At 58.1% G+C, this 22,350-nt stretch carries 22 protein-coding genes; 18 read left to right on the top strand and 4 right to left on the bottom strand.

Annotation, left to right across the window (positions count from 1 at the left end; all coding sequences use genetic code 11):
• The first annotated feature begins 48 nt into the window (after positions 1-48).
• From cobU to HZ995_RS03480, 4 genes are all read left to right on the top strand, one after another.
• Complete coding sequence (cobU, locus tag HZ995_RS03465) at positions 49-576, top strand: bifunctional adenosylcobinamide kinase/adenosylcobinamide-phosphate guanylyltransferase (RefSeq protein WP_209357291.1); 528 nt, start codon at positions 49-51, stop codon at positions 574-576.
• A complete protein-coding gene (locus HZ995_RS03470; protein ID WP_209357292.1) occupies positions 573-1,145 on the top strand; it encodes a histidine phosphatase family protein in 573 nt (190 codons plus the stop codon). The genes cobU and HZ995_RS03470 overlap by 4 nt, the downstream gene beginning before the upstream one ends.
• Positions 1,146-1,203: 58 nt before the next feature.
• Complete coding sequence (locus tag HZ995_RS03475) at positions 1,204-1,887, top strand: glutathione S-transferase (protein WP_209357293.1); 684 nt, start codon at positions 1,204-1,206, stop codon at positions 1,885-1,887.
• 116 nt (positions 1,888-2,003) lie between these two features.
• A complete protein-coding gene (locus HZ995_RS03480) occupies positions 2,004-3,515 on the top strand; it encodes a YifB family Mg chelatase-like AAA ATPase (protein WP_209357294.1) in 1,512 nt (503 codons plus the stop codon).
• Positions 3,516-3,539: 24 nt separating this feature from the next.
• Here the strand turns inward: HZ995_RS03480 and gshB are convergent, their stop codons facing one another.
• The 3 genes from gshB to rsmI form a co-directional block, all read right to left on the bottom strand.
• Positions 3,540-4,472, bottom strand: a complete 933-nt coding sequence (gene gshB / locus HZ995_RS03485; protein WP_209357295.1) for a glutathione synthase — start codon at positions 4,470-4,472, stop codon at positions 3,540-3,542.
• A 61-nt stretch (positions 4,473-4,533) separates the two neighbouring features.
• Positions 4,534-4,995: a YraN family protein gene (locus HZ995_RS03490; protein WP_245168738.1), complete on the bottom strand. Its 462-nt coding sequence runs from the start codon at positions 4,993-4,995 to the stop codon at positions 4,534-4,536.
• 19 nt (positions 4,996-5,014) lie between these two features.
• The gene (gene rsmI / locus HZ995_RS03495; RefSeq protein ID WP_209357296.1) at positions 5,015-5,875 is read right to left on the bottom strand and encodes a 16S rRNA (cytidine(1402)-2'-O)-methyltransferase; all 861 of its coding nucleotides are present in this window, start codon (positions 5,873-5,875) and stop codon (positions 5,015-5,017) included.
• Between the two features lie 113 nt (positions 5,876-5,988).
• Between rsmI and HZ995_RS03500 the strand changes: the two genes are divergently transcribed.
• The 3 genes from HZ995_RS03500 to murJ are packed head-to-tail and all read left to right on the top strand — an operon-like array spanning position 5,989 to position 11,463.
• A complete protein-coding gene (locus HZ995_RS03500) occupies positions 5,989-7,161 on the top strand; it encodes a penicillin-binding protein activator (RefSeq protein WP_209357297.1) in 1,173 nt (390 codons plus the stop codon).
• Positions 7,121-9,928 (top strand): [protein-PII] uridylyltransferase, encoded by a 2,808-nt coding sequence (locus HZ995_RS03505; protein ID WP_432417985.1) that lies wholly within the window; start codon positions 7,121-7,123, stop codon positions 9,926-9,928. The genes HZ995_RS03500 and HZ995_RS03505 overlap by 41 nt, the downstream gene beginning before the upstream one ends.
• Entirely contained in the window at positions 9,925-11,463 is a 1,539-nt protein-coding gene (murJ, locus tag HZ995_RS03510) for a murein biosynthesis integral membrane protein MurJ (protein WP_209357299.1), read from the top strand. The genes HZ995_RS03505 and murJ overlap by 4 nt, the downstream gene beginning before the upstream one ends.
• Before the next feature lie 60 nt (positions 11,464-11,523).
• On the opposite strand, the gene HZ995_RS03515 is transcribed toward murJ, so the two are convergent.
• Positions 11,524-12,210: a rhomboid family intramembrane serine protease gene (locus HZ995_RS03515; protein ID WP_209357300.1), complete on the bottom strand. Its 687-nt coding sequence runs from the start codon at positions 12,208-12,210 to the stop codon at positions 11,524-11,526.
• An 87-nt stretch (positions 12,211-12,297) separates the two neighbouring features.
• Here HZ995_RS03515 and trpS point away from each other — a divergent pair, with 87 nt between their 5' ends.
• The 11 genes from trpS (at position 12,298) to HZ995_RS03570 (ending at position 22,347) form a co-directional block, all read left to right on the top strand.
• Positions 12,298-13,332 (top strand): tryptophan--tRNA ligase, encoded by a 1,035-nt coding sequence (trpS, locus tag HZ995_RS03520; protein WP_209357301.1) that lies wholly within the window; start codon positions 12,298-12,300, stop codon positions 13,330-13,332.
• Between the two features lie 306 nt (positions 13,333-13,638).
• The gene (locus tag HZ995_RS03525) at positions 13,639-14,094 is read left to right on the top strand and encodes a universal stress protein (protein WP_209357302.1); all 456 of its coding nucleotides are present in this window, start codon (positions 13,639-13,641) and stop codon (positions 14,092-14,094) included.
• Between the two features lie 100 nt (positions 14,095-14,194).
• Entirely contained in the window at positions 14,195-14,758 is a 564-nt protein-coding gene (locus tag HZ995_RS03530; RefSeq protein WP_209357303.1) for a NifU family protein, read from the top strand.
• Complete coding sequence (gene tsaB / locus HZ995_RS03535; protein ID WP_209357304.1) at positions 14,748-15,335, top strand: tRNA (adenosine(37)-N6)-threonylcarbamoyltransferase complex dimerization subunit type 1 TsaB; 588 nt, start codon at positions 14,748-14,750, stop codon at positions 15,333-15,335. The genes HZ995_RS03530 and tsaB overlap by 11 nt, the downstream gene beginning before the upstream one ends.
• Positions 15,332-15,748 carry a ribosomal protein S18-alanine N-acetyltransferase gene (gene rimI / locus HZ995_RS03540; protein WP_209357305.1) on the top strand — a complete coding sequence of 139 codons (417 nt, stop codon included), beginning with the start codon at positions 15,332-15,334 and terminating at the stop codon, positions 15,746-15,748. Before tsaB ends, rimI begins: the two co-directional genes overlap by 4 nt.
• Positions 15,749-15,932: 184 nt before the next feature.
• Positions 15,933-16,931, top strand: coding sequence for a BMP family lipoprotein (locus HZ995_RS03545; RefSeq protein ID WP_209357306.1), 999 nt, complete (start codon positions 15,933-15,935; stop codon positions 16,929-16,931).
• 8 nt (positions 16,932-16,939) lie between these two features.
• Positions 16,940-18,517, top strand: a complete 1,578-nt coding sequence (locus HZ995_RS03550; protein WP_209357307.1) for an ABC transporter ATP-binding protein — start codon at positions 16,940-16,942, stop codon at positions 18,515-18,517.
• Positions 18,517-19,614: an ABC transporter permease gene (locus HZ995_RS03555; RefSeq protein WP_209357308.1), complete on the top strand. Its 1,098-nt coding sequence runs from the start codon at positions 18,517-18,519 to the stop codon at positions 19,612-19,614. Before HZ995_RS03550 ends, HZ995_RS03555 begins: the two co-directional genes overlap by 1 nt.
• The gene (locus HZ995_RS03560) at positions 19,614-20,579 is read left to right on the top strand and encodes an ABC transporter permease (RefSeq protein ID WP_209357309.1); all 966 of its coding nucleotides are present in this window, start codon (positions 19,614-19,616) and stop codon (positions 20,577-20,579) included. Before HZ995_RS03555 ends, HZ995_RS03560 begins: the two co-directional genes overlap by 1 nt.
• Positions 20,580-20,665: 86 nt before the next feature.
• Entirely contained in the window at positions 20,666-21,583 is a 918-nt protein-coding gene (locus HZ995_RS03565) for a sulfite exporter TauE/SafE family protein (protein ID WP_209357310.1), read from the top strand.
• The gene (locus tag HZ995_RS03570; RefSeq protein WP_209357311.1) at positions 21,583-22,347 is read left to right on the top strand and encodes a TIGR02186 family protein; all 765 of its coding nucleotides are present in this window, start codon (positions 21,583-21,585) and stop codon (positions 22,345-22,347) included. Before HZ995_RS03565 ends, HZ995_RS03570 begins: the two co-directional genes overlap by 1 nt.
• Positions 22,348-22,350 lie beyond the last annotated feature (3 nt).

Consider the following 22,350-nt stretch of genomic DNA (forward strand, 5'->3'; position numbering starts at 1 on the left):
GTTGGTTACGCAAGGACCATCGGAACGGATCACTTTTTGAGGCATTCCATGGCAGAGCTGCCAAAGCTGACATTCGTACTGGGCGGGGCGTCCTCTGGAAAATCCGCTTTTGCAGAAGGACTTGTGGTGGCGACCGGAGCCCCTCGGGTCTATGTGGCGACGTCTCAGATCTATGATGACGAAATGGCCGCAAAGGTGCGTGATCACGTGGCTGCGCGGGGGAACGACTGGCACACGATCGAAGAGCCTTTGGATATGGCCAAAGCGCTCTCTCAGGTTGGCGACGATCAGGTCGTGCTGTTGGATTGCGCCTCCATGTGGCTGACCAATCACATGATGGCAAAGCACGATCTGGCGGTAGAAACCGAAGCGCTTATTGCGGCGCTTGCCGCATGCAAAGGACGAGTCGTCGTCGTGTCCAACGAAGTTGGCATGGGGATCGTACCCGACAATGCCTTGGCCCGAAGGTTTCGCATCGCGCAGGGAAAGCTTAACCAACGGCTGGCTGAAACCGCAAACCTCGGGGTGTTCGTGATCGCGGGCCTGCCGCAGGTTCTGAAGGGCGACCTGCCATGAGGCGGCTATGCCTTGTTCGCCATGGCCCAACCCATGCCAAAACCATGGTCGGCTGGAGTGATCTGCCTGCGGACCTTTCCGATCATGACGCGATTGCGAGGCTGGCAGAGCACCTCCCAGCGGATGCTTTGGTGATTTCCTCTGACCTCAGCCGCGCCGTCGCAACTGCAGATGCAATTCAGGGCGCACGCACGCGTCTCCCCCATGATCCCGACTTGCGTGAAATGAATTTCGGCGATTGGGAGCTGCAACGGTTTGACGAGGTCGAAGACCAAGAAACCTATCGCGCCTTCTGGGAGCATCCGGGCGATGTAAAACCGCCAAACGGGGAATCATGGCATGAGCTTGAAGCTCGCGTTGGCAAAGCCGTTGACGCAGCTCTTGCCGCCCATCCGGACAAAGACCTAATTGTGGTCGCCCATTTCGGCGCGATCCTGACCCAGCTGCAACGCTCAGAAAAGCTGACGGCCTATGAGGCCTTTGGGCACAAGATCGACAACCTTTCAGTGACCGAAATCGACATCACTAAGACCGGCTGGCACACCAAGGCGATCAATCACACCCCGTGATCTGCCGCATGACAGATCTTCGTTTTACCCAGCCGCGCAAGCCGCATAGGCTCTCGTTATGACCTATCATCTGATCCTCGGCGACTACGCCTATTCTTCCTGGTCCCTGCGCGGATGGCTGCTGTTTGAAAAATTCGGCATTCCGCGTAGGGAAACTTTGCTCGACTTCTTTGACGAGGCTGGGGTCGCGGCCCAGATGGCCGATCACGCACCGGCCAAAACCGTGCCGACCCTGGTTACCGAGGACCGCATCCCCGTGTCCGACAGCCTTGCCATCGCCGAAGAACTCGCCAGCCGGCACCCTGACGCAGGCCTCTGGCCGTCTAACCCTAAACATCGCGCAGTTGCCCGGACTTTGGCGGCCGAAATGCACTCTGGCTTTACGGCGCTGCGCGGCGATTGCCCGATGAACCTGCGCACCGCCTACGCCGACAGCGCCCCTCGCGACGAAGTTCTGGCCGATGTTGCCCGCCTGGAAACCATATGGGCCTGGGCCCGCGCGACATGTGAAAGCGACACGCCCTGGCTCTGCGGAAACTACTCGGCAGCCGACGCTTTCTTTGCGCCTGTTGCGGCACGCCTCGCGGGCTATAGCCTTCCAATGAGCGAGATGGCCGAAGCCTATGTCACCGCGCATCTCACCGACCCCGCCTTTCAAAAATGGCGGGCTTTGGGTCTGGAAATCGGCGAAACCCTACCTTGGTACAAAAAGGATTACCCGGTCAAAGACTGGCCCGCCTAAGCCTTTCATCTTGCTCAAAATACTCAAATCCAAGGCCGCCTGCTTCGCAAACGCAGGCGGCCTTAACACTTTGCTAACCAAGCGCGCCTAACCTGAGGAAAACCGTAAGAGGCCCTATGTCCGCGCGCAGCTATACCGTCGCCTTTGAGGGCGTGGACGCCCATCTCGTCGAAGTTCAATGCGCGATCACCCCGGGCATGCCAGCGTTCTCCATCGTTGGCCTTCCAGATAAAGCCGTCTCTGAGGCACGCGAGCGGATCCGCGCGGCAATGAATGCGCTCGCCATCGCTTTGCCGTCCAAGCGCATCACCGTAAACCTGTCTCCGGCGGATCTTCCAAAGGAAGGTAGCCATTTCGACCTTCCCATCGCGATCGCTTTGCTGGCCGTGCTGGACATCATCCCCAAAGACGCCGCCGAGACCACATTGGCCCTTGGCGAGCTCTCACTGGATGGCACCCTGATCCCCGTCACCGGCGCCCTCCCCGCCGCAATGACAGCCGCGCGCGAAAATCGCAGATTGCTCTGCCCCGCCGCCTCGGGTCCAGAAGCCGCATGGGTCGGCGCAACCGAAGTCATTGCGCCGCTGGGGCTGACCGAAGCGCTTCGACATTTTACCGGCCAAACCCCGATTTCCCCTAGTCAGCCCGGCGAGGTCATTAAAGACGACTCGCTCAAAGACCTCAGGGACGTCAAAAGCCAATATCGCGCCAAACGGGCGCTCGAGATCGCGGCGGCGGGGCGGCATCACCTCTTGCTGATCGGCACGCCGGGGTCTGGCAAATCCATGCTGGCGGCGCGCATGCCCTCCATTCTGCCCCCCCTCACGCCTGAAGAAGCGCTGGAAACCAGCATGATCCACTCGATCGCCGGACTACTAGACCAAGGCGGCATCTCCCGGGCGCGTCCGTTTCGTGAACCGCATCACACAGCCTCAATGCCCGCGATTGTCGGAGGCGGGCGACGCGCGCAGCCAGGTGAAATCAGCCTCGCGCATAATGGTGTGCTCTTTATGGACGAATTTCCAGAATTCACGCGGAATGTTTTGGAAACCCTGAGGCAACCGATTGAAACAGGGCGTGTGCTGGTGTCCCGCGCCAATGCCCATGTCAGCTATCCCTGCAAATTTTCCCTTATTGCGGCGGCAAACCCCTGTCGCTGCGGGTTCATGTATGATCCCGCCCAAGCCTGCGCCCGCGTGCCGGTCTGTGGCAAAGAATACCTCGACCGCATTTCTGGCCCCTTGATGGATCGCCTCGACCTGCGCCCCGAAGTGCCACCTGTCGAATTCCAGGACCTCGACCGACCCGCAGACGGCGAGACCTCGGCCACCGTTGCCGCACGTGTCGCCCGCGCCCTCGTGTTTCAATCCAAGCGATTTGCCGGTGCGGGGGACATACGCACAAATGCAGACTTGCAAGGCAAACAACTGGAAGAGGTCGCAACACCTGATGCGGAGGGGCGTGAACTGATGCTGATGGCGGCCGAAAAATTCAACATCACGACGCGCGGCTATCACCGCATTCTGCGTATTTCGCGCACCATTGCTGACCTCGACGAAAGCCCCGAGGTGCTCGGGCCCCATGTTGCCGAGGCCCTAAGCTATCGGATTGTTCGCGAAAACGAGTAATCGGAGGCGCAAGCCAAACAAGACTTAGAGCTTTGCCTCGATCGCTTGCCAGATCTTCTCGGCAATATTCACGCCGTCAAAACGCTCGAGTTCCTGAATGCCTGTTGGCGACGTTACATTGATCTCGGTCAGATAGTCGCCAATGACGTCGATCCCGACAAAGACCTGCCCTTTTTCCCGCAGCAAAGGGCCAATCGTAGCGCAGATTTCGAGGTCACGTTCTGCAAGGCCGATTTTTTCGGGGCGACCACCAACGTGCATATTGCTGCGCGTTTCGCCCGCCGCTGGAACGCGGTTGATCGCGCCCACGGGTTCCCCATCCACCAGGATCACGCGCTTGTCGCCATTGCTTACGTCGGGCAGGAATTTCTGCACAATAAGCGGCTCACGACTGAACCCCGTGAAGAGCTCGTGCAAAGACGTCAAGTTGCGGTCGTTGGCGTCAAGGCGGAACACCCCGGCGCCGCCGTTGCCGTAAAGCGGCTTGAGAATCACATCGCCATGCTTGGCCTTGAAGCTTTTGATTGTCTCCAGATCCCGCGCAATTGTGGTCGGCGGCGTCAATTGCGGGAAATCAAGAACCAACAGTTTCTCGGGATAGTTGCGTACCCAAAACGGGTCATTGACCACCAACACGTCATCTTTCAGACGATCAAGCAGATGCGTCGAAGTGATGTAGTGCATGTCAAATGGAGGATCCTGACGCAGCCAGATCACATCGAAACTCGCCAGATCAACATGTTCCAACGGCCCAAGATCCACATGATTGCCCTGCTCGCGCCGCACAGTCATCCGGTGGCCCTTGGCGGTTATCAGGCCCTCTTCATAGGCAAGCTGATCGGGCCCATAAAAGAACAACTCATGCCCCCGCGCCTGCGCCTCTTCTGCAAGGCGAAACGAGCTGTCGGCGTTGATGTCCACGCCGGTGATCGGGTCCATTTGGAAGGCGATTTTCATGGGCAGTCCTCAAATTCACTGCCCTTTACATGGCGCAGAGGCCTAAAGCTTGCAATGGCAGCTAGGCCGCCCAGAGCGCATTTTCACGAATTTCTGTTTCGCCGCGTCCATTCACCAAAGCCACGTCAAACCGCATATCCGTCATTTGCCCCTTTGGTTCACCCGCCACAAACACACTTGCCGCTTGCATCAAACGGCGGATCTGGGCCGGGCGCAATGACTGAACCGCGCGATCAAAATCAGAACTTTGCTTCACTTCGACAAAGACGCAACCGCCGCCGTCGCGATAAATCAGGTCGATTTCGCCGCCGCCACCGCGCCAACGGCGCGCAAGGATTTCATAGCCCTTTTTCTGATAGAGACGATCCACGGTTGCCTCAGCGGCTTGCCCCGCAAGATAGGCGCGACGGCCGCGCATCTGGCGTTTTTTCAAGGCGGGATTTTCATCCGATCCTGCCTCAAAATTCATTTCAAGTTGAACAGGCTTTGCATTGGCAAAATGGCTGGATCGGTCAACAAACATTGGGTTTCCTGAAGTCGGTTTAGACGGATGACTTTAGGTTTAGGGCCAATGCGTAAATTTTCCGTTTGTTTTGGCCGGTGGCTCGGGCCACCGTTTCCGCGGCGTCGCGAACCGACATGGTTTCAAGCGCTTTGCGCACCGCCGCTTCGATGTCGTCTTGCCCGAGCTCTTGCTTTGAGGCGCGGTCGATCAGGACCACGATCTCGCCCTTCACCGAAGATTTTTCCAAATCCGAAGCCAGATCACCCAGCGGTCCCCGTTTAACTTCTTCAAATTTCTTGGTGATTTCTCTGCACACGGCTGCAGATCTGGTCGCGCCCAAAACGTCTGCGGCATCTTTCAACATGTCCGCCAATCGTTTCGGGCTTTCATAAAATACGAGCGTGCCCGGAATTTCGCGCAAACTGTCCAGCTTGTTGCGGCGTGCCGATTTGCTGTTTGGCAGGAAACCCTCAAAGAAGAACGCATCCGTCGGCAGCCCTGCCAGCGTGAGCGCGCTGATCACGGCCGAGGGGCCCGGCGCCGTGGTTACCTGATGGCCCGCGTCGGCGGCTTCTTTGGACAGGTGATATCCGGGATCTGCGATCAGAGGCGTTCCGGCCTCGCTCGCATAGGCCACAGATTTCCCGGCCTCCAAAAAAGACATAAGTTTTGCGCGTGCACCCGCGCTGGAATGGTCGTGATAGGCCAGAACCTGCCGGCCATTTAAGGGCACCCCATGGATCTCGAGCAATCTACGCAAAGATCGCGTATCCTCGGCGGCGATGACATCGGCGCTTGCCAGCACGTCCAGGGCACGCAGGGTGATGTCTCGGGCGGTGCCAATTGGAATCGCCACAAAGTAGAGACCCGGGGTCAACCGTTTGATTTCATAATTCAACGCTGGACCCTCCGGCGTGCACGTTTATTATTCGCCTCATTGGGGGCAACCAATCCGGCGGGACAGGCAGCCAAGCCACATTACCCGCTTAGGCTAGGAATGAGGATAGTTCTATGGGTTCCGCTTTTAAGCTTCGTCGCCGCTTTGTGAAAGGGGCACTTGTGCTTGCAACCGCCGTCGGCATCGCTGCCTGCGAACCAATTGCCTTTGGGGGCGGGCCTTCGATCAATACCACGGCGCCTGTGCCTGTGGCGCTGTTGGTCCCAAAGACCTCTGAAGCGGCAGGCGATGCGACGCTCGCACAAAGCCTCGAGAACGCGGCGCGTCTGGCGATTGCGGATCTGCAGGGTGTGCAGATTGATATGCGCGTCTATGACACCGCAGGCGATGTGCAGACCGCGCAGAACGCCGCGCGTCAAGCGGTCGAAGATGGGGCCAAGATCATTCTGGGGCCGGTACGCTCTGCGCCGACCAATGCCGTGGGTCTGGCCATGGCAGGCACAGGCATCAATGTGCTGTCCTTCTCAAACAACCCCTCAATTGCAGGCGGCAACGTCTTTGTTTTGGGCGCAACCTTCCAGAACACAGCAGATCGTTTGGTCGAGTTCGCGACCCGAAATGGCAAGAACAGCTATGTGACGGTGCACGCCGAGAACGTCGCGGGCGAAGCCGGGCGTGATGCGATTATCAATGCGGTCAACGCAAATGGCGCGGTCAATTCCGGGGCCGTGTCCTATCAATTCTCGCAACAGGGTGCGATTCAGGCCGTAAACGAAGTGCGCGATCTGGTCGAAGACACTGCAGCCGACGCGCTATTCCTGACCGCCGATGCCTCTGGTGCTTTGCCGTTCCTCGCGGAACTTATGCCTGAAGCAGGGATTACGGCTGAAAAAGTCCAGTACATGGGCCTGACCCGCTGGGATGCGACACCGCAGACTCTGGCGCTGAAAGGCGTGCAAGAGGGGTGGTTCGCTCTGCCTGATCCGGCTCTTACCAGCCAGTTTAACAGCCGTTACACGGACGCATTTGGCGGCAAACCCCACGCAATCAGCGGTTTGGCCTATGATGGTGTTGCGGCCATCGGAGCTCTTGTGGCAGAGGGACGCAGCAATGCTCTGACCACCGATGCGCTGACCCAAGGCGCGGGCTTTCAGGGTGTAAACGGAATTTTCCGTCTGCGTGCAGATGGAACAAACGAACGCGGGCTGGCAGTGGCCACGGTGCGTGACAAACAGGTTGTTATTCTTGACCCAGCTCCAAGAAGTTTCGCCGGAACAGGTTTCTAAATCAGCAGGGTTTCTTCCGAACCCGCCCCAAGACCTGATCTGCGATCCAGATCTCATCGTCGACCGCGCTAAGCTTGGCGCGGCTTTGGCGGACTTATGTTCCTCAACGCAAGACGCAAAAGAGATCCGCAGCGGCGTGGTTGCTCTGCTGCGCGACGTGCAGAAAACCGGACGGGCTGCCATTGAGGCGGGGTTTGAGACCCGCCCTTTTGATGCCCGCCCGCTGACACGCGCCTATACCTGGCTGACCGATTGCATGGTGACTACGACCCATCATGTGGCGATCACCTACCTGCATCCATTGGCCACGCCAACCGAAGGCGAAAAGATCGCTCTGTTTGCGGTTGGTGGTTATGGGCGTGGCGAAATGGCCCCACAGTCCGACGTCGATCTGCTATTTCTGACGCCCTACAAAATCACGCCCTGGGCTGAGAGCGTCATTGAGTCGATGCTCTATATGCTCTGGGATTTGCGGCTCAAGGTCGGGCACAGCTCGCGGACGGTCAAAGATTGTGTGCGCCTTGGCGGCGAAGATTTCACCATTCGCACCGCCCTGCTAGAGCAGCGCTTTCTCGCAGGCTTCGCGCCTTTGGGCCAAGAGCTGCCCGCGAAATTGGAAGCTGATCTGTTCAAAGGCAGCGAACGACAATTCATCGAAGCCAAGCTGGCCGAACGCGATGCGCGTCATGTCAAACAGGGCGCGCGCTATGTGGTCGAACCCAATGTGAAAGAAGGTAAAGGCGGCCTGCGCGACCTGCAGTCGCTCTTTTGGATCGCGAAATATGTCTATCACGTGAATGACGTGCGCGAACTGGTTGGATTGGGGCTGTTTACGCAAGACGAATTTCAACTCTTTACCCGCGCCGAGAATTTCCTCTGGGCCACCCGCGCGCATCTGCATCTTTTGGCGAAACGCCCGATGGAGCAGCTGAGCTTTGACATGCAGGTCATGGTCGCCGAGCGCATGGGATATGAGGACAAAGCCGGACGACGTGCCGTCGAAATCTTTATGCAGGAGTACTTCCGTCACGCGACTGCAGTAGGCGATCTGACCCGCATCTTGCTGACCAAACTGGAAGCGCGCCACGCCAAGGCACCTGCTTTGATGGAGCGGATTTTCAAACGCAAACGCAAGGTCAAGGACGGCTATAAGGTCATTCACAACCGTCTTGCGATCGCGAATGACAAAGCCTTCCTGACCGACAAGCTGAATATATTGCGCTTGTTTGAAGAAGGGTTGCGCACCGGCCTTTTGATCCACCCGGACGCAATGCGATTGGTCACAGCGAACCTGCATCTGATCGACGATGCCTTCCGAAAGGACAAACGGGCAGCCAAGATCTTTCTGGATACGCTGCTCAAGCATGGCAACCCTGAACGCGCTTTGCGAAGGATGAATGAGCTGGGCGTTTTGTCGGCCTTCATCCCCGAATTCGAGCCGATTGTCGCGATGATGCAGTTCAACATGTATCACAGCTACACGGTGGACGAGCACACGATCCAGGTGATCTCGCAGCTCACCAAAATAGAGCAGGATATGCTGGAAGAAGAGCTTCCACTGAGTTCCGGCATTCTGCGGCAAGGTATCAACCGCAAGGTCATGATCGTAGCACTATTGCTGCATGATATCGGCAAAGGGCGCGAGATAGATCACTCGATTTTGGGCGCACAGATTGCCAAGAAAGTCGCACCGCGCCTAGGTCTGAACAAAGACGACTGCGAGACCGTGGAATGGCTGGTGCGCTCGCATCTGTTGATGTCGGACGTGGCGCAGAAACGCGACCTCTCTGACCCGCGCACGATCCGTGATTTCGCCAAAGCGGTGGGCAGCGTCAAGCGATTGGATCTGCTGACCGTTCTGACCGTCTGTGACATTCGCGGCGTTGGACCGAATACATGGAACAACTGGAAAGCCACGCTGATCCGCTCGCTTTACGGTTTGACCCGCACGGTGCTGGATGACGGTATGGAAGCGATTAACCGGACGAACCGCGGCGCTGAAGCGCGCAAGGCACTGCGCAAGGCATTGGCGGGATGGGATCCCAAGGTCGTCAAACAGGAAACCTCACGCCATTACGACGCCTATTGGCAGGGGCTGCCGCTGGAGGCACAAACTGTCTTTGCCACCCTCTTGCAGGATCTGGGCGATGATGAGATCCGGATTGATCTGCACCCTGACACCGATCGCGATGCGACGCGTGTTCTTTTTGCCATTGCAGACCACCCCGGAATTTTCTCGCGCCTCGCGGGGGCTTTGGCGCTAGTCGGAGCCAATGTGGTCGACGCACGGACCTATACAACCAAAGACGGCTACGCGACGGCCGCTTTCTGGATTCAGGATGCCGAAGGCCATCCCTATGAAGCGAGCCGCCTGGACCGCCTGTCGCGCACGATCCACAAGACGCTGAAAGGCGAAGTGGTCACCTCCGAGGCGATGAAATCCCGCGATGTGCTCAAGAAACGTGAGCGGGCCTTTAAGGTGCCGACGACAATCACCTTCGACAACGACGGATCGGAACTTTACACCATCATCGAGGTCGATACCCGCGACCGTCCTGGCCTTTTGTTCGACCTGACGCGCACTCTGGCCAATAGCAATATCTATATCGCCTCAGCCGTCATCGCGACCTATGGCGAACAGGTCGTGGACACCTTCTATGTCAAAGACATGTTCGGGCTGAAGTTCCACACCGAAAGCAAACTAAAGACGCTTGAGAAACGCCTGAAGGACGCGATCGACAAGGGCTCTGAAAGGGCCAATGCATGAAGCCGATCCGGCTCATAAGCGGGTTTCTGACCGTCGGGTTCTGGACCCTCATGAGCCGTGTTTTGGGTTTTGCCCGAGAGATCCTGATCCTCGGTCTGATCGGCCCTGCTGGCGGCATGGACGCTTTTGTGGCCGCCTTCCGTCTTCCCAACATGTTCCGCCGTTTCTTTGCCGAAGGCGCGTTTAATGCGGCCTTTGTGCCGATGTTTTCCAAGAAATATGAGGCGGACGAAGGCGCAACCAAATTCGCAACCGACGCCTTTAACGGGTTGGCCTTTGCCGTCCTCAGCCTGACCGCCTTGGCGATGATCTTCATGCCTGCACTGGTCTGGGCCACAGCCGAAGGGTTTTACGGAGACCCGCGCTTTGACGTCACTGTCGGCTACGGACGGATCGTCTTTCCCTACATCGTCTTCATGTCTCTGGCCGCCCTGTTTTCTGGCGTTCTGAATGCCACAGGGCGCTTTGCCGTCGCCGCCGCCGCGCCTGTTTTGTTAAACATCTTCGCTGTAACTGCGATGGCGCTGGCCTATGCGCTGGGCCAAGAGGTCATCACCTGGTTGATCTGGACGATCCCTATCGCAGGCGTCGCTCAATTGGCTCTGGTTTGGTCAGCGGCGTCCCGCGCCGGCATCAAGATCCGCCCCGGCTTGCCGCGCTGGACGCCGGATATGTCTCAGATGGTGAAGGTCGCGGTGCCAGCAGCCCTTGCGTCAGGCGTCATGCAGATCAACCTCGTGGTCGGCCAACTCGTGGCCTCCCGCACCGAAGGCGCTGTGAGCTGGCTTTTCGCGGCAGACCGCCTTTACCAATTGCCCCTTGGTGTGATTGGCATTGCCGTTGGCATCGTGCTGCTGCCGGATTTATCGCGTCGTTTGAAATCAGGAGACGACACTGGCGCGCGGAACGCCTATTCCCGCGCCTCAGAGTTCGCGCTGGCCCTAACCCTGCCAAGCACCATTGCGCTTCTCGTCATCCCTCTGCCACTGGTCTCGGTCATGTATGAACGCGGTGCGATGACGCCAGCAGACACCCAAGCCATCGCTTGGGCAACAGCCATCTACGGCCTCGGCCTGCCCGCTTTTGTGCTGCAAAAAACCCTGCAACCACTGTTCTTTGCCCGCGAAGACACCAAGTCCCCCTTCCGCTATGCGGTCTGGGCCATGGTGATCAACGCAGCGCTTGCCTTTGGCCTCCATCCTTACATCGGCTGGATGGCCCCAGCGGTCGCGACCACCGCCGCCGCTTGGATCATGGTGCTGCAACTGGCTCTGGGCGCGCGTCGCTTCGGAGAGGTCACCCGATTTGATGCGCGGTTTAAATCCAAACTCTGGCGGATCGCGCTGGCGTCCCTGATCATGGGCGTGGCGCTTTTCGCTCTCGCTGAGGCCCTCAGCGCTGCGCTCATCGCGGATGGCATCCGCTATCTGGCGCTTGCAGGATTGGTCTTTGCGGGCATGGCGATCTACTTCGGCACCGCGCATGTCATCGGCGGTATCAACCTCAAAGAACTTCGCCGCGGCGGGCGCGCGTAGATTTCATCTTGCCTGAAATACTCTGGGGTGAGCAGGCAAAGCCTGCGAGGGGCAACGCCCCTATCCGCGACGGATCATCTCTCGAATACGCGCCCAGCCACCGGGCACAAGAAAGAACGACAACCCAAAACCTGTGGCAAAACCAGCCACATCGGCGATCCAGTCGCCAGTGCCGCCAAACAGCAGACCAAAGACCAACTGAATAAACATCAGACCGCCAATCAACGCGAAAGCCCGCATTTGATTGTCACCCGTGCTGCGCAGGCGCACCCACAAAAGAAAGCTGAAGGCCCCGATAAAGCCGTAGACACCCGGATAGGCCCCGATTAGCGTCACTGAGGACGGCCAGACGAACGCGTAGACCAGAGCCCCGACGATCCCCGGCACCACAAACACAACCAGAGTCGCAAAGCCCGAGAACACTTCGCCCACCATATTGCCCAGTGCCAAAACCATGACAGCCGCGAAGGCTGCATGAATGAAATTCCCGTGCAAAAACAGATAGCTCACAAAACGCAGCAGATGCTCTGGCGTCCAACGTCCGGTCTCTGCCATCCAGAAAAAGATCTCTGACGAAAACGCATATTGCTGAAACGTCGCCAAGCGCCAGCCGACCGCCGTTGGCCCGCCGACAAAGCCCTCGGAACCCAAGTAAAACACGCATTCGATGCCCAGAATGAACACCGCCAAAGCCACCACAACCGGCGGCACCGCGTTAAACGGGCTGACGTTCTGCTCTTCACTCATGTCTCGCGCTCCTTGACGACCCTTGGGCTCACGGTTACTCCAACCTCGGCTGTATTTCCAGCCACCTCAATGAACGGAGACATCACCATGACCGAGGCGGTCCAAACGTCCTCTTCCTTTACCCCACGCGTCTTGTCGGGCATCCAACCCTCCGGCGGGCTGACACTGGGCAATTATCTCGGCGCGATGAAGCGCTTTGTCGACATGCAGGAGCAAGAGTATCAGACGCTCTATTGCATGGTCGACCTGCACGCGATCACCGTCTGGCAAGACCCAGACAAGCTGCGTCACGCGACGCGCGAGCTTTGCGCGGGCTTTATTGCGGCGGGGCTGGATCCGGCGAAATCCATTCTATTCAACCAAAGCCAAGTGCCTGAACACGCGCAGCTCGGCTGGATCTTTAACTGCGTCGCCCGCATGGGTTGGATGCAGCGAATGACTCAGTGGAAGGACAAAGCGGGTAAGAACCAGCAGAACGCCTCGCTGGGCCTCTTTGCCTACCCTGCCCTGATGGCCGCCGACATTCTGATCTATCACGCGACCCATGTGCCCGTGGGCGAGGACCAGAAACAGCACCTCGAGCTGACCCGCGACATCGCGATCAAGTTTAACAATGACTATGGTGTGGATTTCTTCCCTGTCACCGAGCCTGTGATCGAAGGTGCGGCAACCCGTGTCATGTCGCTGCGCGATGGCAGCAAGAAGATGTCGAAATCTGATCCAAGCGACGCCAGCCGCATCAATATGACCGATGACGCGGATACGATCGCCAAGAAGATCCGCAAGGCGAAAACCGATCCCGAGGCGCTGCCCTCTGAGGCCAAGGGCCTTGAAGAGCGACCCGAGGCGCGCAACCTTGTGAATATCTACGCGGCTCTTGCAGAGCAGAGCGTGGATCAGGTGCTCGCGGATGTGGGCGGCAAGCAGTTCTCGGAGTTCAAGCCGATGCTCTCTGAACTGGCGGTCGAAAAACTCGCGCCGATCTCTGGCGAGATGGCGCGGCTCATGCAGCATCAGGACGAAATCGACGCGATCCTTGCCAAAGGCGCGGCACAAGCGCGCGAGATCGCGGCACCTGTGCTGAAACGCACCTATGAGATCGTGGGCATGGTCGGCAGCTAAAGCGTTTCGCGGTAGTCTACGAAACCTCGACACATTGTCACAAAACTTACGCCCAAGAGTCACAAAAATGAGTCTTGGGCGTTTCACGTTCTTGATCACCGCAAGAGGCTTTGCCCCGACCTGTCTCCCCGATATGTGGCGGGCAAGGCACCCTATTTGGCCTTAGGCTGAAAATACATTTCTGGCACCTCCCCGAGGGCGACAACCCTCGGGTATTTCCGGACGCCCGATCTTGAGTGGAGCAGTCGATCCCGCATTGCCTCTGCCAACGCCATGCGTCATGATCGCCCCGAAAGGGAGACCCCAATGCGCAAGTTTTTGGTCGTGCTGGATGACAGCAAAGAATGTCTGAACGCCATGCGGTTTGCGGCAATGCGTGCCAGGAACACACAGGGCGGGGTCGAAGTGCTGGCGGTGATCCCACCGGATGAATTCAACCATTGGATCGGCGTCGGAGATATCATGCGCGAAGAGGCGCGTGAGCGTATTCACACGCATTTCGAAGTCTTTGCGAAATGGATGCGAGACCGGCAGGGCGTCGACCCAGAACTGGTCATTCGTGAAGGCGAGCCGGTCACGGAAATCCTCGCGCAGATCCAAGAAGACAGCGAAGTCGGCGTTTTGGTTTTGGGAGCTGGCACGGACAAAAAGGGGCCGGGTCCCTTGGTGACCAAACTGTCCAAAAGCTCTGGATCCTTACCCGTGCCAATCACCATCGTCCCGGGCGATCTGTCTAAGGAAAAGCTCGAAGCCATCACCTAGGGCGCGCGTCGCACCCGCTGCGGCAATTTAGAATCATTCCAAAACTTGACATCGCGCCCCTGCGGGCGCATATCCATTTCACGACGAAAAGGACCGTTCCATGTTCATTCAGACTGAATCCACGCCAAACCCTGCCACGCTGAAATTCCTGCCAGGCCAAACCGTACTTGAGGTCGGCACCGCGGACTTCCCTTCAGCCGAAGCAGCCGAGGCCTCGCCTTTGGCCAAGCGCGTCTTTGCGCTGAGCGGCGTGACGGGTGTCTTTCTGGGCAATGACTTTGTGACCGTGACCAAAGGCGCCGACGTTGAATGGGACCATGTGAAGCCGTCGATCCTTGGCGCAATTATGGAGCATTTCCAGTCCGGTCAGCCTGTCATGGGCGACACCGGCGCTGCTGCCAGCGGTCACGCGGAACACACCGGCGAAGACGGTGAGATCGTCGATCAGATCAAAGAGCTGCTGGATACACGTGTGCGCCCGGCCGTGGCGCAAGATGGTGGCGACATCACCTTCCATGGTTTTGACCGAGGCGTGGTCTACCTGCACATGCAGGGGGCTTGCGCAGGCTGCCCCTCCTCGACCATCACTCTGAAGATGGGCATCGAGAACCTGCTGCGCCACTATATTCCAGAAGTGACAGAGGTACGTCCTGTTGGCGTCTGAGCCTCTGATCCTGGGATTTGACACATCGGCCGCGCATTGCGCGGCCGCTTTGGTTCGTGGGGACGCTGTGATTGCATCGCGCGCCGTGGACATGGCGCGGGGACAGGCGGAGCACCTGATGCCGCTGCTCGAAGAGGTTTTGGGCGAAGGCGCGGCCGCTTGGGCGGACCTCTCAGCGATTGGCGTCGGGATCGGGCCCGGAAATTTCACGGGCATACGTATTTCTGTCTCTGCCGCGCGAGGGCTGGCCTTGGGTCTTGGGTATCCCTCCATCGGGGTGTCTACGTTTGATGCGAGCCGCGTTGACATGTCTGACACGGCCGTCGCAGGCGTGTCGGCCCCGCGCGACCAGATCTACATCTGCGATCCGGCTCAGCCGGAGGGGCCAATTCTGACCACAGCGCCCTATGAGGCAGCGACAGAGATAGTCATGCCTCCAGCACCCGAAACACTGGCGCAGAACATCGCGCGCGTTGCGGCAGCGCGGTTTGGGAGCGACACTCCTCGTCCCGCGCCACTCTATATACGAGCCGCTGATGCAGCCCCCGCGCGGGATTTACCGCCACAAATACTATGACTCCCGAACAGCTTGAAGCGATTCACGAAGCCGCATTTACCCAAACACGCCCGTGGTCTGCCTCCGAATTCAGCAGTTTTCTCGAATCCCCACTCTGTTTTTTGGTCACAAATGACGAATCTTTTGCCTTGGGGCGCGTTATCGGCCCGGAAGCCGAGCTGTTAACGCTAGCAGTCCACCCTATGACCCAGGGTAAAGGTTTGGGGCGCATATGCCTTGAGCAGTTTGAAAGTGCTGCACAAATACGGGGTGCAGAAGAGAGCTTCCTCGAAGTAGCAGCGGACAACACTCCGGCTATTAGCCTATACAAAACAAATGGTTACACCCAAATCTCACATCGCAAGAATTACTACGAAACGACAGACGGCACGCGACGAGACGCTCTGATCTTTCGCAAATCTCTAATTTTTTGACCTCTCGGTCAGATTTTTTCTGGATTTTCTATCAAGTTTAGGTTGAAGCTCCCCTACCTGTCGTTTGAAAATACAGCTGTTGACGAAGTCTGCACCTTAAGACCTAATCGTCCGATCAGTTTTGGGTAACTTAACAACGAGTCCATGCGCGAAACGCTGGACCATTAAAAAGTGGGAGAACCTCATGACCAGTATGAAACATCTTTTCGGCGCCGCCGCGGCACTCGCTCTGACCGCGGGCCTCGCCTCCGCAGAGCCTGCCTTGATCTTTGACCTTGGCGGCAAATTCGACAAATCCTTCAACGAAGCGGGCTATAATGGCGCGCAGCGTTGGGCGGATGAAACCGGCGGCACCTACCGCGAGATCGAGCTGTCCTCTGAAGCACAGCGTGAGCAAGCGCTGCGACGTTTCGCAGAAGCGGGCGCAAACCCAATCATCACCATGGGTTTCGCGATGACTGTTCCAATCGAGACCGTTGCGCCAGAATATCCTGACACCAAATTCGTGAACATCGATGGCTGGGCCAACCTGCCAAACGTTCAGACCGTGTCTTTTGCCGAGCACGAAGGGTCGTACCTTGCAGGCGTTATGGCAGCGAAAGCTTCCAAGTCCGGCACCGTTGGCTTCATCGGCGGCATGGATATCCCTCTGATCCGCAAGTTCGCATGTGGCTACGCCCAAGGTGTGAAATCTGTGAACCCAGACGCGACCGTCATTTCCAACATGACCGGCACAACTCCAGCAGCATGGAACGACCCTGTTAAAGGTTCCGAGCTGACCAAAGCGCAAATCGCTGAAGGCGCGGACGTTGTATACGCAGCGGCAGGCGGTACTGGCGTTGGTGTTCTGCAAACCGCAGCGGACGAAGGCATCCTGTCCATCGGTGTGGACAGCAATCAGAACTACCTGCACTCCGGTCAGGTTCTGACCTCGATGCTGAAGCGCGTGGACAACACCGTTTACAACGCCCTGAAAGCAGGCGCAGACGGTCTGGAAACTGGTTTCATCATGATGGATCTGGCATCCGAAGGTGTTGGCGTTGCCTTTGACGAGCACAACGCACCACTGGTCAATGACGACATGAAAATGGCTGTTGCAGCGGCAACCGATGGCATCGTTTCCGGCTCCATCACCGTTGAGAACTATGCAGCGTCCGAGTCCTGCTCTGTTCTGGAATTCTAATTCCTCACATGTCTGTTGATACTCAAAAGGGGCGGCCTGATTTGGCCGCCCTTCCCGATCAAGCCCCTGCGCTGGAACTGCGTGGGATCTCTAAGGCCTTTGGGCCGGTTCAAGCGAACAAAGATATTTCGATTTCCGTTCAGCCGGGCACGATCCACGGCATCATCGGCGAGAACGGCGCGGGTAAATCCACTTTGATGTCAATCCTTTACGGCTTCTATAAGGCCGATAAGGGCGAGATTTTTATTGGCGGCAAACAAACCGTCATTCCAGACAGTCAGGCTGCGATTGCGGCGGGCATCGGCATGGTGTTTCAGCACTTTAAGCTGGTCGAGAACTTCTCGGTTCTGGAAAACATCATCCTTGGGGCCGAAGACGGCGCCCTGTTGAACACATCCCTTGGCAAAGCGCGCAAGGAACTGGCCCATCTGGCCAAAGAATATGAACTGAACGTGGACCCTGATGAGGTGATCGAGAACCTCTCGGTGGGCCACCAGCAGCGTGTCGAGATCCTGAAGGCGCTCTATCGTCAGGCCGAGATCCTGATTTTGGACGAACCCACCGGAGTTCTGACGCCTGCCGAAGCGGACCAATTGTTCCGCATCCTGGATCGTCTGCGCTCTGAGGGCAAAACGATCATCCTGATCACGCATAAACTGCGTGAGATCATGGAATATACCGACACGGTGAGCGTGATGCGCCGTGGTGAGATGACGGCGACTGTCAAAACGTCCGACACCAACCCCGAGCAACTCGCCGAGCTGATGGTGGGTCGAAAGGTGCTGTTGCGGGTCGATAAGAAACCCGCGACGCCTGGTGCAAATGTGCTGGAGATCGACGGCCTGAATGTGGTTGACGAACAAGGCGTTCGCCGCGTGAAAGACGTGAGCCTGACGCTTAAGGCGGGCGAAATCCTTGGGATCGCGGGCGTTGCCGGCAACGGCCAGTCCGAGCTTTTGGAAGTGCTGGGCGGCTATGCCGATGGCACGGGGTCTGTGAAACTGAACGGCACGGAATTGCCGCTGTCGGGCGCAGGCTCTGACGGTCAGGCGCGTCGCGCAGCGGGGATTGCTCATGTGCCAGAGGATCGTCAGCGCGAAGGCTTGATCATGGACTTTGCGGCCTGGGAAAACTCGGTTTTTGGCTACCACAACGAACCTGAATTCCAGTCCGGCATGTTGATGGACAACAAAGGCATTCAGGCGAAAGCGGCAGAGCAGATGGAACGCTTTGACGTGCGTCCGCGCAATGCCAACCTCTCGGCCAAGAACTTTTCCGGTGGCAACCAGCAAAAGATCGTCGTGGCGCGTGAAATCGAGCGTAACCCCGACCTTTTGCTGATCGGTCAACCCACACGTGGCGTGGATATCGGCGCGATTGAGTTCATCCACCAACAAATCGTAGAGTTGCGCGATCAGGGGAAAGCGATCCTTTTGGTCTCGGTCGAACTTGACGAGATCCTGTCGCTGTCTGACCGCGTGGCCGTGATGTTTGACGGCCAGATCATGGGCGAACGCAAAGCAAGTGACACAAATGAACGCGAGCTGGGCCTGTTGATGGCCGGCGTGACCGGGGAGGACGCGTAATGGGTAAAATGCCTCTCTGGGCGGACGCCGTTCTGGTGCCGCTGTTCAGCCTGTTGCTGGCGGCGATCGTCAGTGCGCTGGTGATTATGGGGATCGGGGAAAACCCGATTGAAGCCTTTAATCTGATGGTCGATGGGGCGCTAAAGCGTTCCGATGGTTGGGGTTTCACGCTTTACTATACGACCAACTACATCTTTACCGGCCTTGCCGTGGCGGTCGCCTTCCATGCGCGTCTGTTCAATATCGGTGGCGAAGGTCAGGCAATGCTGGGCGGTGTGGGTGTGGCATTGGCGTGTCTTTACATCCCGTGGCCGCATTGGACGGTGGCGCTCATCGGTACAAGCCTTTTTGCGGCGGCATTCGGCGCGGCTTGGGCTTATGTGCCGGCAATCCTGCAAGCCAAGCGCGGCAGCCATATCGTGATCACCACGATCATGTTCAACTATATCGCCTTTTCTGTGCTGGCCTATCTGCTGGTCGAAGTCCTACGCCCTGCCGGGTCTATGGATCCAGCTTCCGCGACCTTCCCCGAAGCCACGCATCTGCCGAGCTTCCACGATATGTTCGCGCCGGAAGGCTCGCGCCTGTTCCGCTCGGCCCCTGCGAATGTGAGCTTCTTCCTCGCGCTTGCGGCCTGTGTAGGAGTCTGGTTGCTGATCTGGCGCACGCGTCTGGGGTACGAGATCCGCAGCTTTGGCCATTCGGAAACCGCGGCGAAATACGCAGGTATCTCGCCTGTTAAAATCACAGTCATCGCGATGCTGATCTCTGGCGGCCTTGCGGGCATGATGGCGATCAATACCACGATGGGTGAAAGCGAGCGGCTGGTTCTGAACTTTACCGAACAAGCGGGCTTTGTCGGGATCGCGGTGGCCCTGATGGGGCGCAACCATCCTGTGGGCATCCTCGTGGCGGCTTTGCTCTTTGGTTTCCTGCAGCAAGGCGGTGCAGAGCTGGCACTCTGGACCAGTATCCCGCGTGAGCTGATCGTGGTGATCCAGGCCCTCGTGATCCTCTTTACAGGAGCGCTCGACAATATGGTGCGTATGCCACTGGAACGCGTCTTTCTGGCGCTTGGTAAGAAGGAGGCGAACTGATGGATTTCGTGACCATTCTTCAGGTGCTCGATAGTACCGTTCGCTTGGCGATCCCACTTCTGTTGGCTTGTCTTGCGGGTCTCTATTCCGAGCGCGCGGGGATCTTTGACATCGGCCTAGAGGGCAAGATGTTGGCAGCGGCCATGGCGGCTGGCGCTTTCGCGGCGCTCAGCGGCAACGTCTGGGTCGGTCTGCTAGCAGGCATAGGTGCGTCTTTGGTGATGTCGGCTTTGCATGGCTTGGCCTCGATCACCTTCCGCGGCAATCAGCTGATTTCCGGTGTGGCGATCAATATGCTGGCGGCAGGGATCACGGTGCTGATCGCGCAGGATCTGTTCCGCCAAGGGGGACGCACGCCGTCGCTGAGTGATGGCGGACGTTGGGATCCGATCTCTCTGCCCTTCTCAGAAAGCCTGTCGGGCATTCCGTTCTTTGGTCAGACTTATGACGAGCTCATCTCGGGTCACAGCCTTTTGGTCTACGTCGCCATTGCCTTTGTGCCGCTGACGTGGTGGGTGCTCTATCGGACACGCTTTGGCCTGCGCCTGCGCGCGGTGGGGGAAAACCCTGCGTCCGTGGATACTGCCGGTATCTCGGTCATCCGCCTGCGCTATACGGCGGTGATGATCTGTGGCGTGCTTTGTGGTGTTGCGGGAGCCTATCTGGCGACAGGCCTGCAGGCGGGCTTCATCAAGGACATGACCGCAGGCCGCGGCTTTATCGCCCTTGCCGCTCTGATCTTTGCGAAATGGCGACCTTGGTATGCGCTCTGGGCCTGTCTGCTTTTTGGCCTGCTGCAAGCCGTGGCGATCCGCTATCAGAGCATTGATCTGGGGGGAATCACCATTCCGGTTCAGTTCATGGAGGCCCTGCCCTATATCCTGACTGTCGTGATCCTGGCCGGTTTCGTCGGCCGCGCGATCCCGCCAAAGGCCGGTGGCGAGCCCTATGTGAAGGAAAGATAGGGCCAATTTCCTAAAATTACCGCACCAGCCCGAAAATTCCTTTCGGGCTGGTTGCATTTCCCAGAACACAGGCGCACACACGCGCCATGCAAATCTACCTGCCAATTGCTGAAGTCTCGGTGAACGCTTTCCTGCTGCTTGGATTGGGCGGCATGGTGGGTGTGCTTTCCGGAATGTTTGGCGTAGGCGGCGGCTTCTTGATGACGCCGCTTTTGTTTTTCATAGGCATCCCTCCGGCGGTGGCCGTGGCGACCGAAGCCAACCAGATCGTGGCCTCATCCTTCTCGGGCGTGCTGGCGCATTTCAAACGGCGCACGGTGGATTTGAAGATGGGCTGCGTGCTCTTGGTCGGAGGCCTCACCGGCGCGGCTTTGGGCGTGGTGATCTTCAACTATCTGAAATCGCTGGGGCAGGTCGAACTGCTGGTGCAGCTTTGCTATGTCATTTTCCTGGGCATCATCGGCAGCCTGATGTTTGTCGAGAGCCTGAACGCTCTGCGCCGCTCTAGTCGCAACGCGGCTCCGGTCAAACGCAAGAACCACACTTGGGTACATGGGCTGCCGTTTAAGATGCGGTTCCGTGTATCGGGGCTCTATATCTCAGTGATCCCGCCGCTACTGGTGGGCCTGCTGGTCGGCGTTTTGTCGGCGATCATGGGCGTCGGTGGCGGATTCATCATGGTGCCTGCGATGATCTATCTACTGGGTATGCCGACGAAAGTTGTGATCGGCACCTCGCTCTTTCAGATCATCTTCGTCACAGCCTTCACCACGCTGCTGCATGCCACCACGAACTACACGGTCGATATGGCTCTGGCGGTGCTTTTGCTGATCGGCGGCGTCATTGGAGCACAGATCGGCGCGGTCATCGGCACGCGCCTGAAGGCCGAGCAATTGCGCATCCTTCTGGCGATCCTCGTGCTGGTGGTTTGCGGCAAGCTGGCGTTTGACTTGCTGGTCATGCCCAGCGAGCTCTTCACCCTTGGCGTGGCAGGAGGTCACTGATGCTGCGTCTTGTGAGCCTTTTGATCTGCCTCGCCCTACCTGCCATGGCGCAAGAAGGCGTGGTGTTGGGCCTCAGCCAGAACCGCGTGGCAATCACGGCGAATTTCGACGGGTCCGAGATCCTCGTATTTGGCGCAGTGAAACGCGAAGAGGCCATCCCGGACGGCCCACCCATCGAAGTCATTGTCACAGCCTCAGGCCCGAAGGAACCTATTGTGGTGCGCCGCAAAGAAAAGCGGTTCGGGATCTGGGTGAACACGGACTCCGTCACGGTGGACGAAGCACCCAGTTTCTATGCCGTGGCCACCAGCGGGCCGTTTGATGAGATCATCAGCTCTGTCGAAGACCTACGGCACGAAATCTCGATCCGCGAGTCGATCCGCTCTGTTGGGGCGGATATGAACATCAAAGACGCTCAGGATTTTGCCGAGGCCGTTGCCCGTATCCGCGAGAACAACGGGCTGTATTCCCTGCGCGAAGGCACCGTGGATGTGGCCGAACAGACGCTGTTCCGAACCTCGATTGATATGCCGGCGAACCTGACCGAGGGCGACTACGCAACCCGCGTCTTCCTATTGCGCGACAAGCAGGTGGTGGCGGCCTATGAAACCAAAATCGACGTGCGCAAAGTGGGGCTAGAACGGTTCCTCTATAACCTCTCGCGCCAGCAACCGCTGATCTATGGTCTGTTGTCCCTGGCGATTGCGATTGCCGCTGGCTGGGGCGCGTCTGCCTTCTTCCGCTTTGTGCGGCAAGGCTCCTAAGTC

Source organism: Cognatishimia activa (assembly GCF_017798205.1).
GTDB classification, from domain to species: domain Bacteria; phylum Pseudomonadota; class Alphaproteobacteria; order Rhodobacterales; family Rhodobacteraceae; genus Cognatishimia; species Cognatishimia activa_A.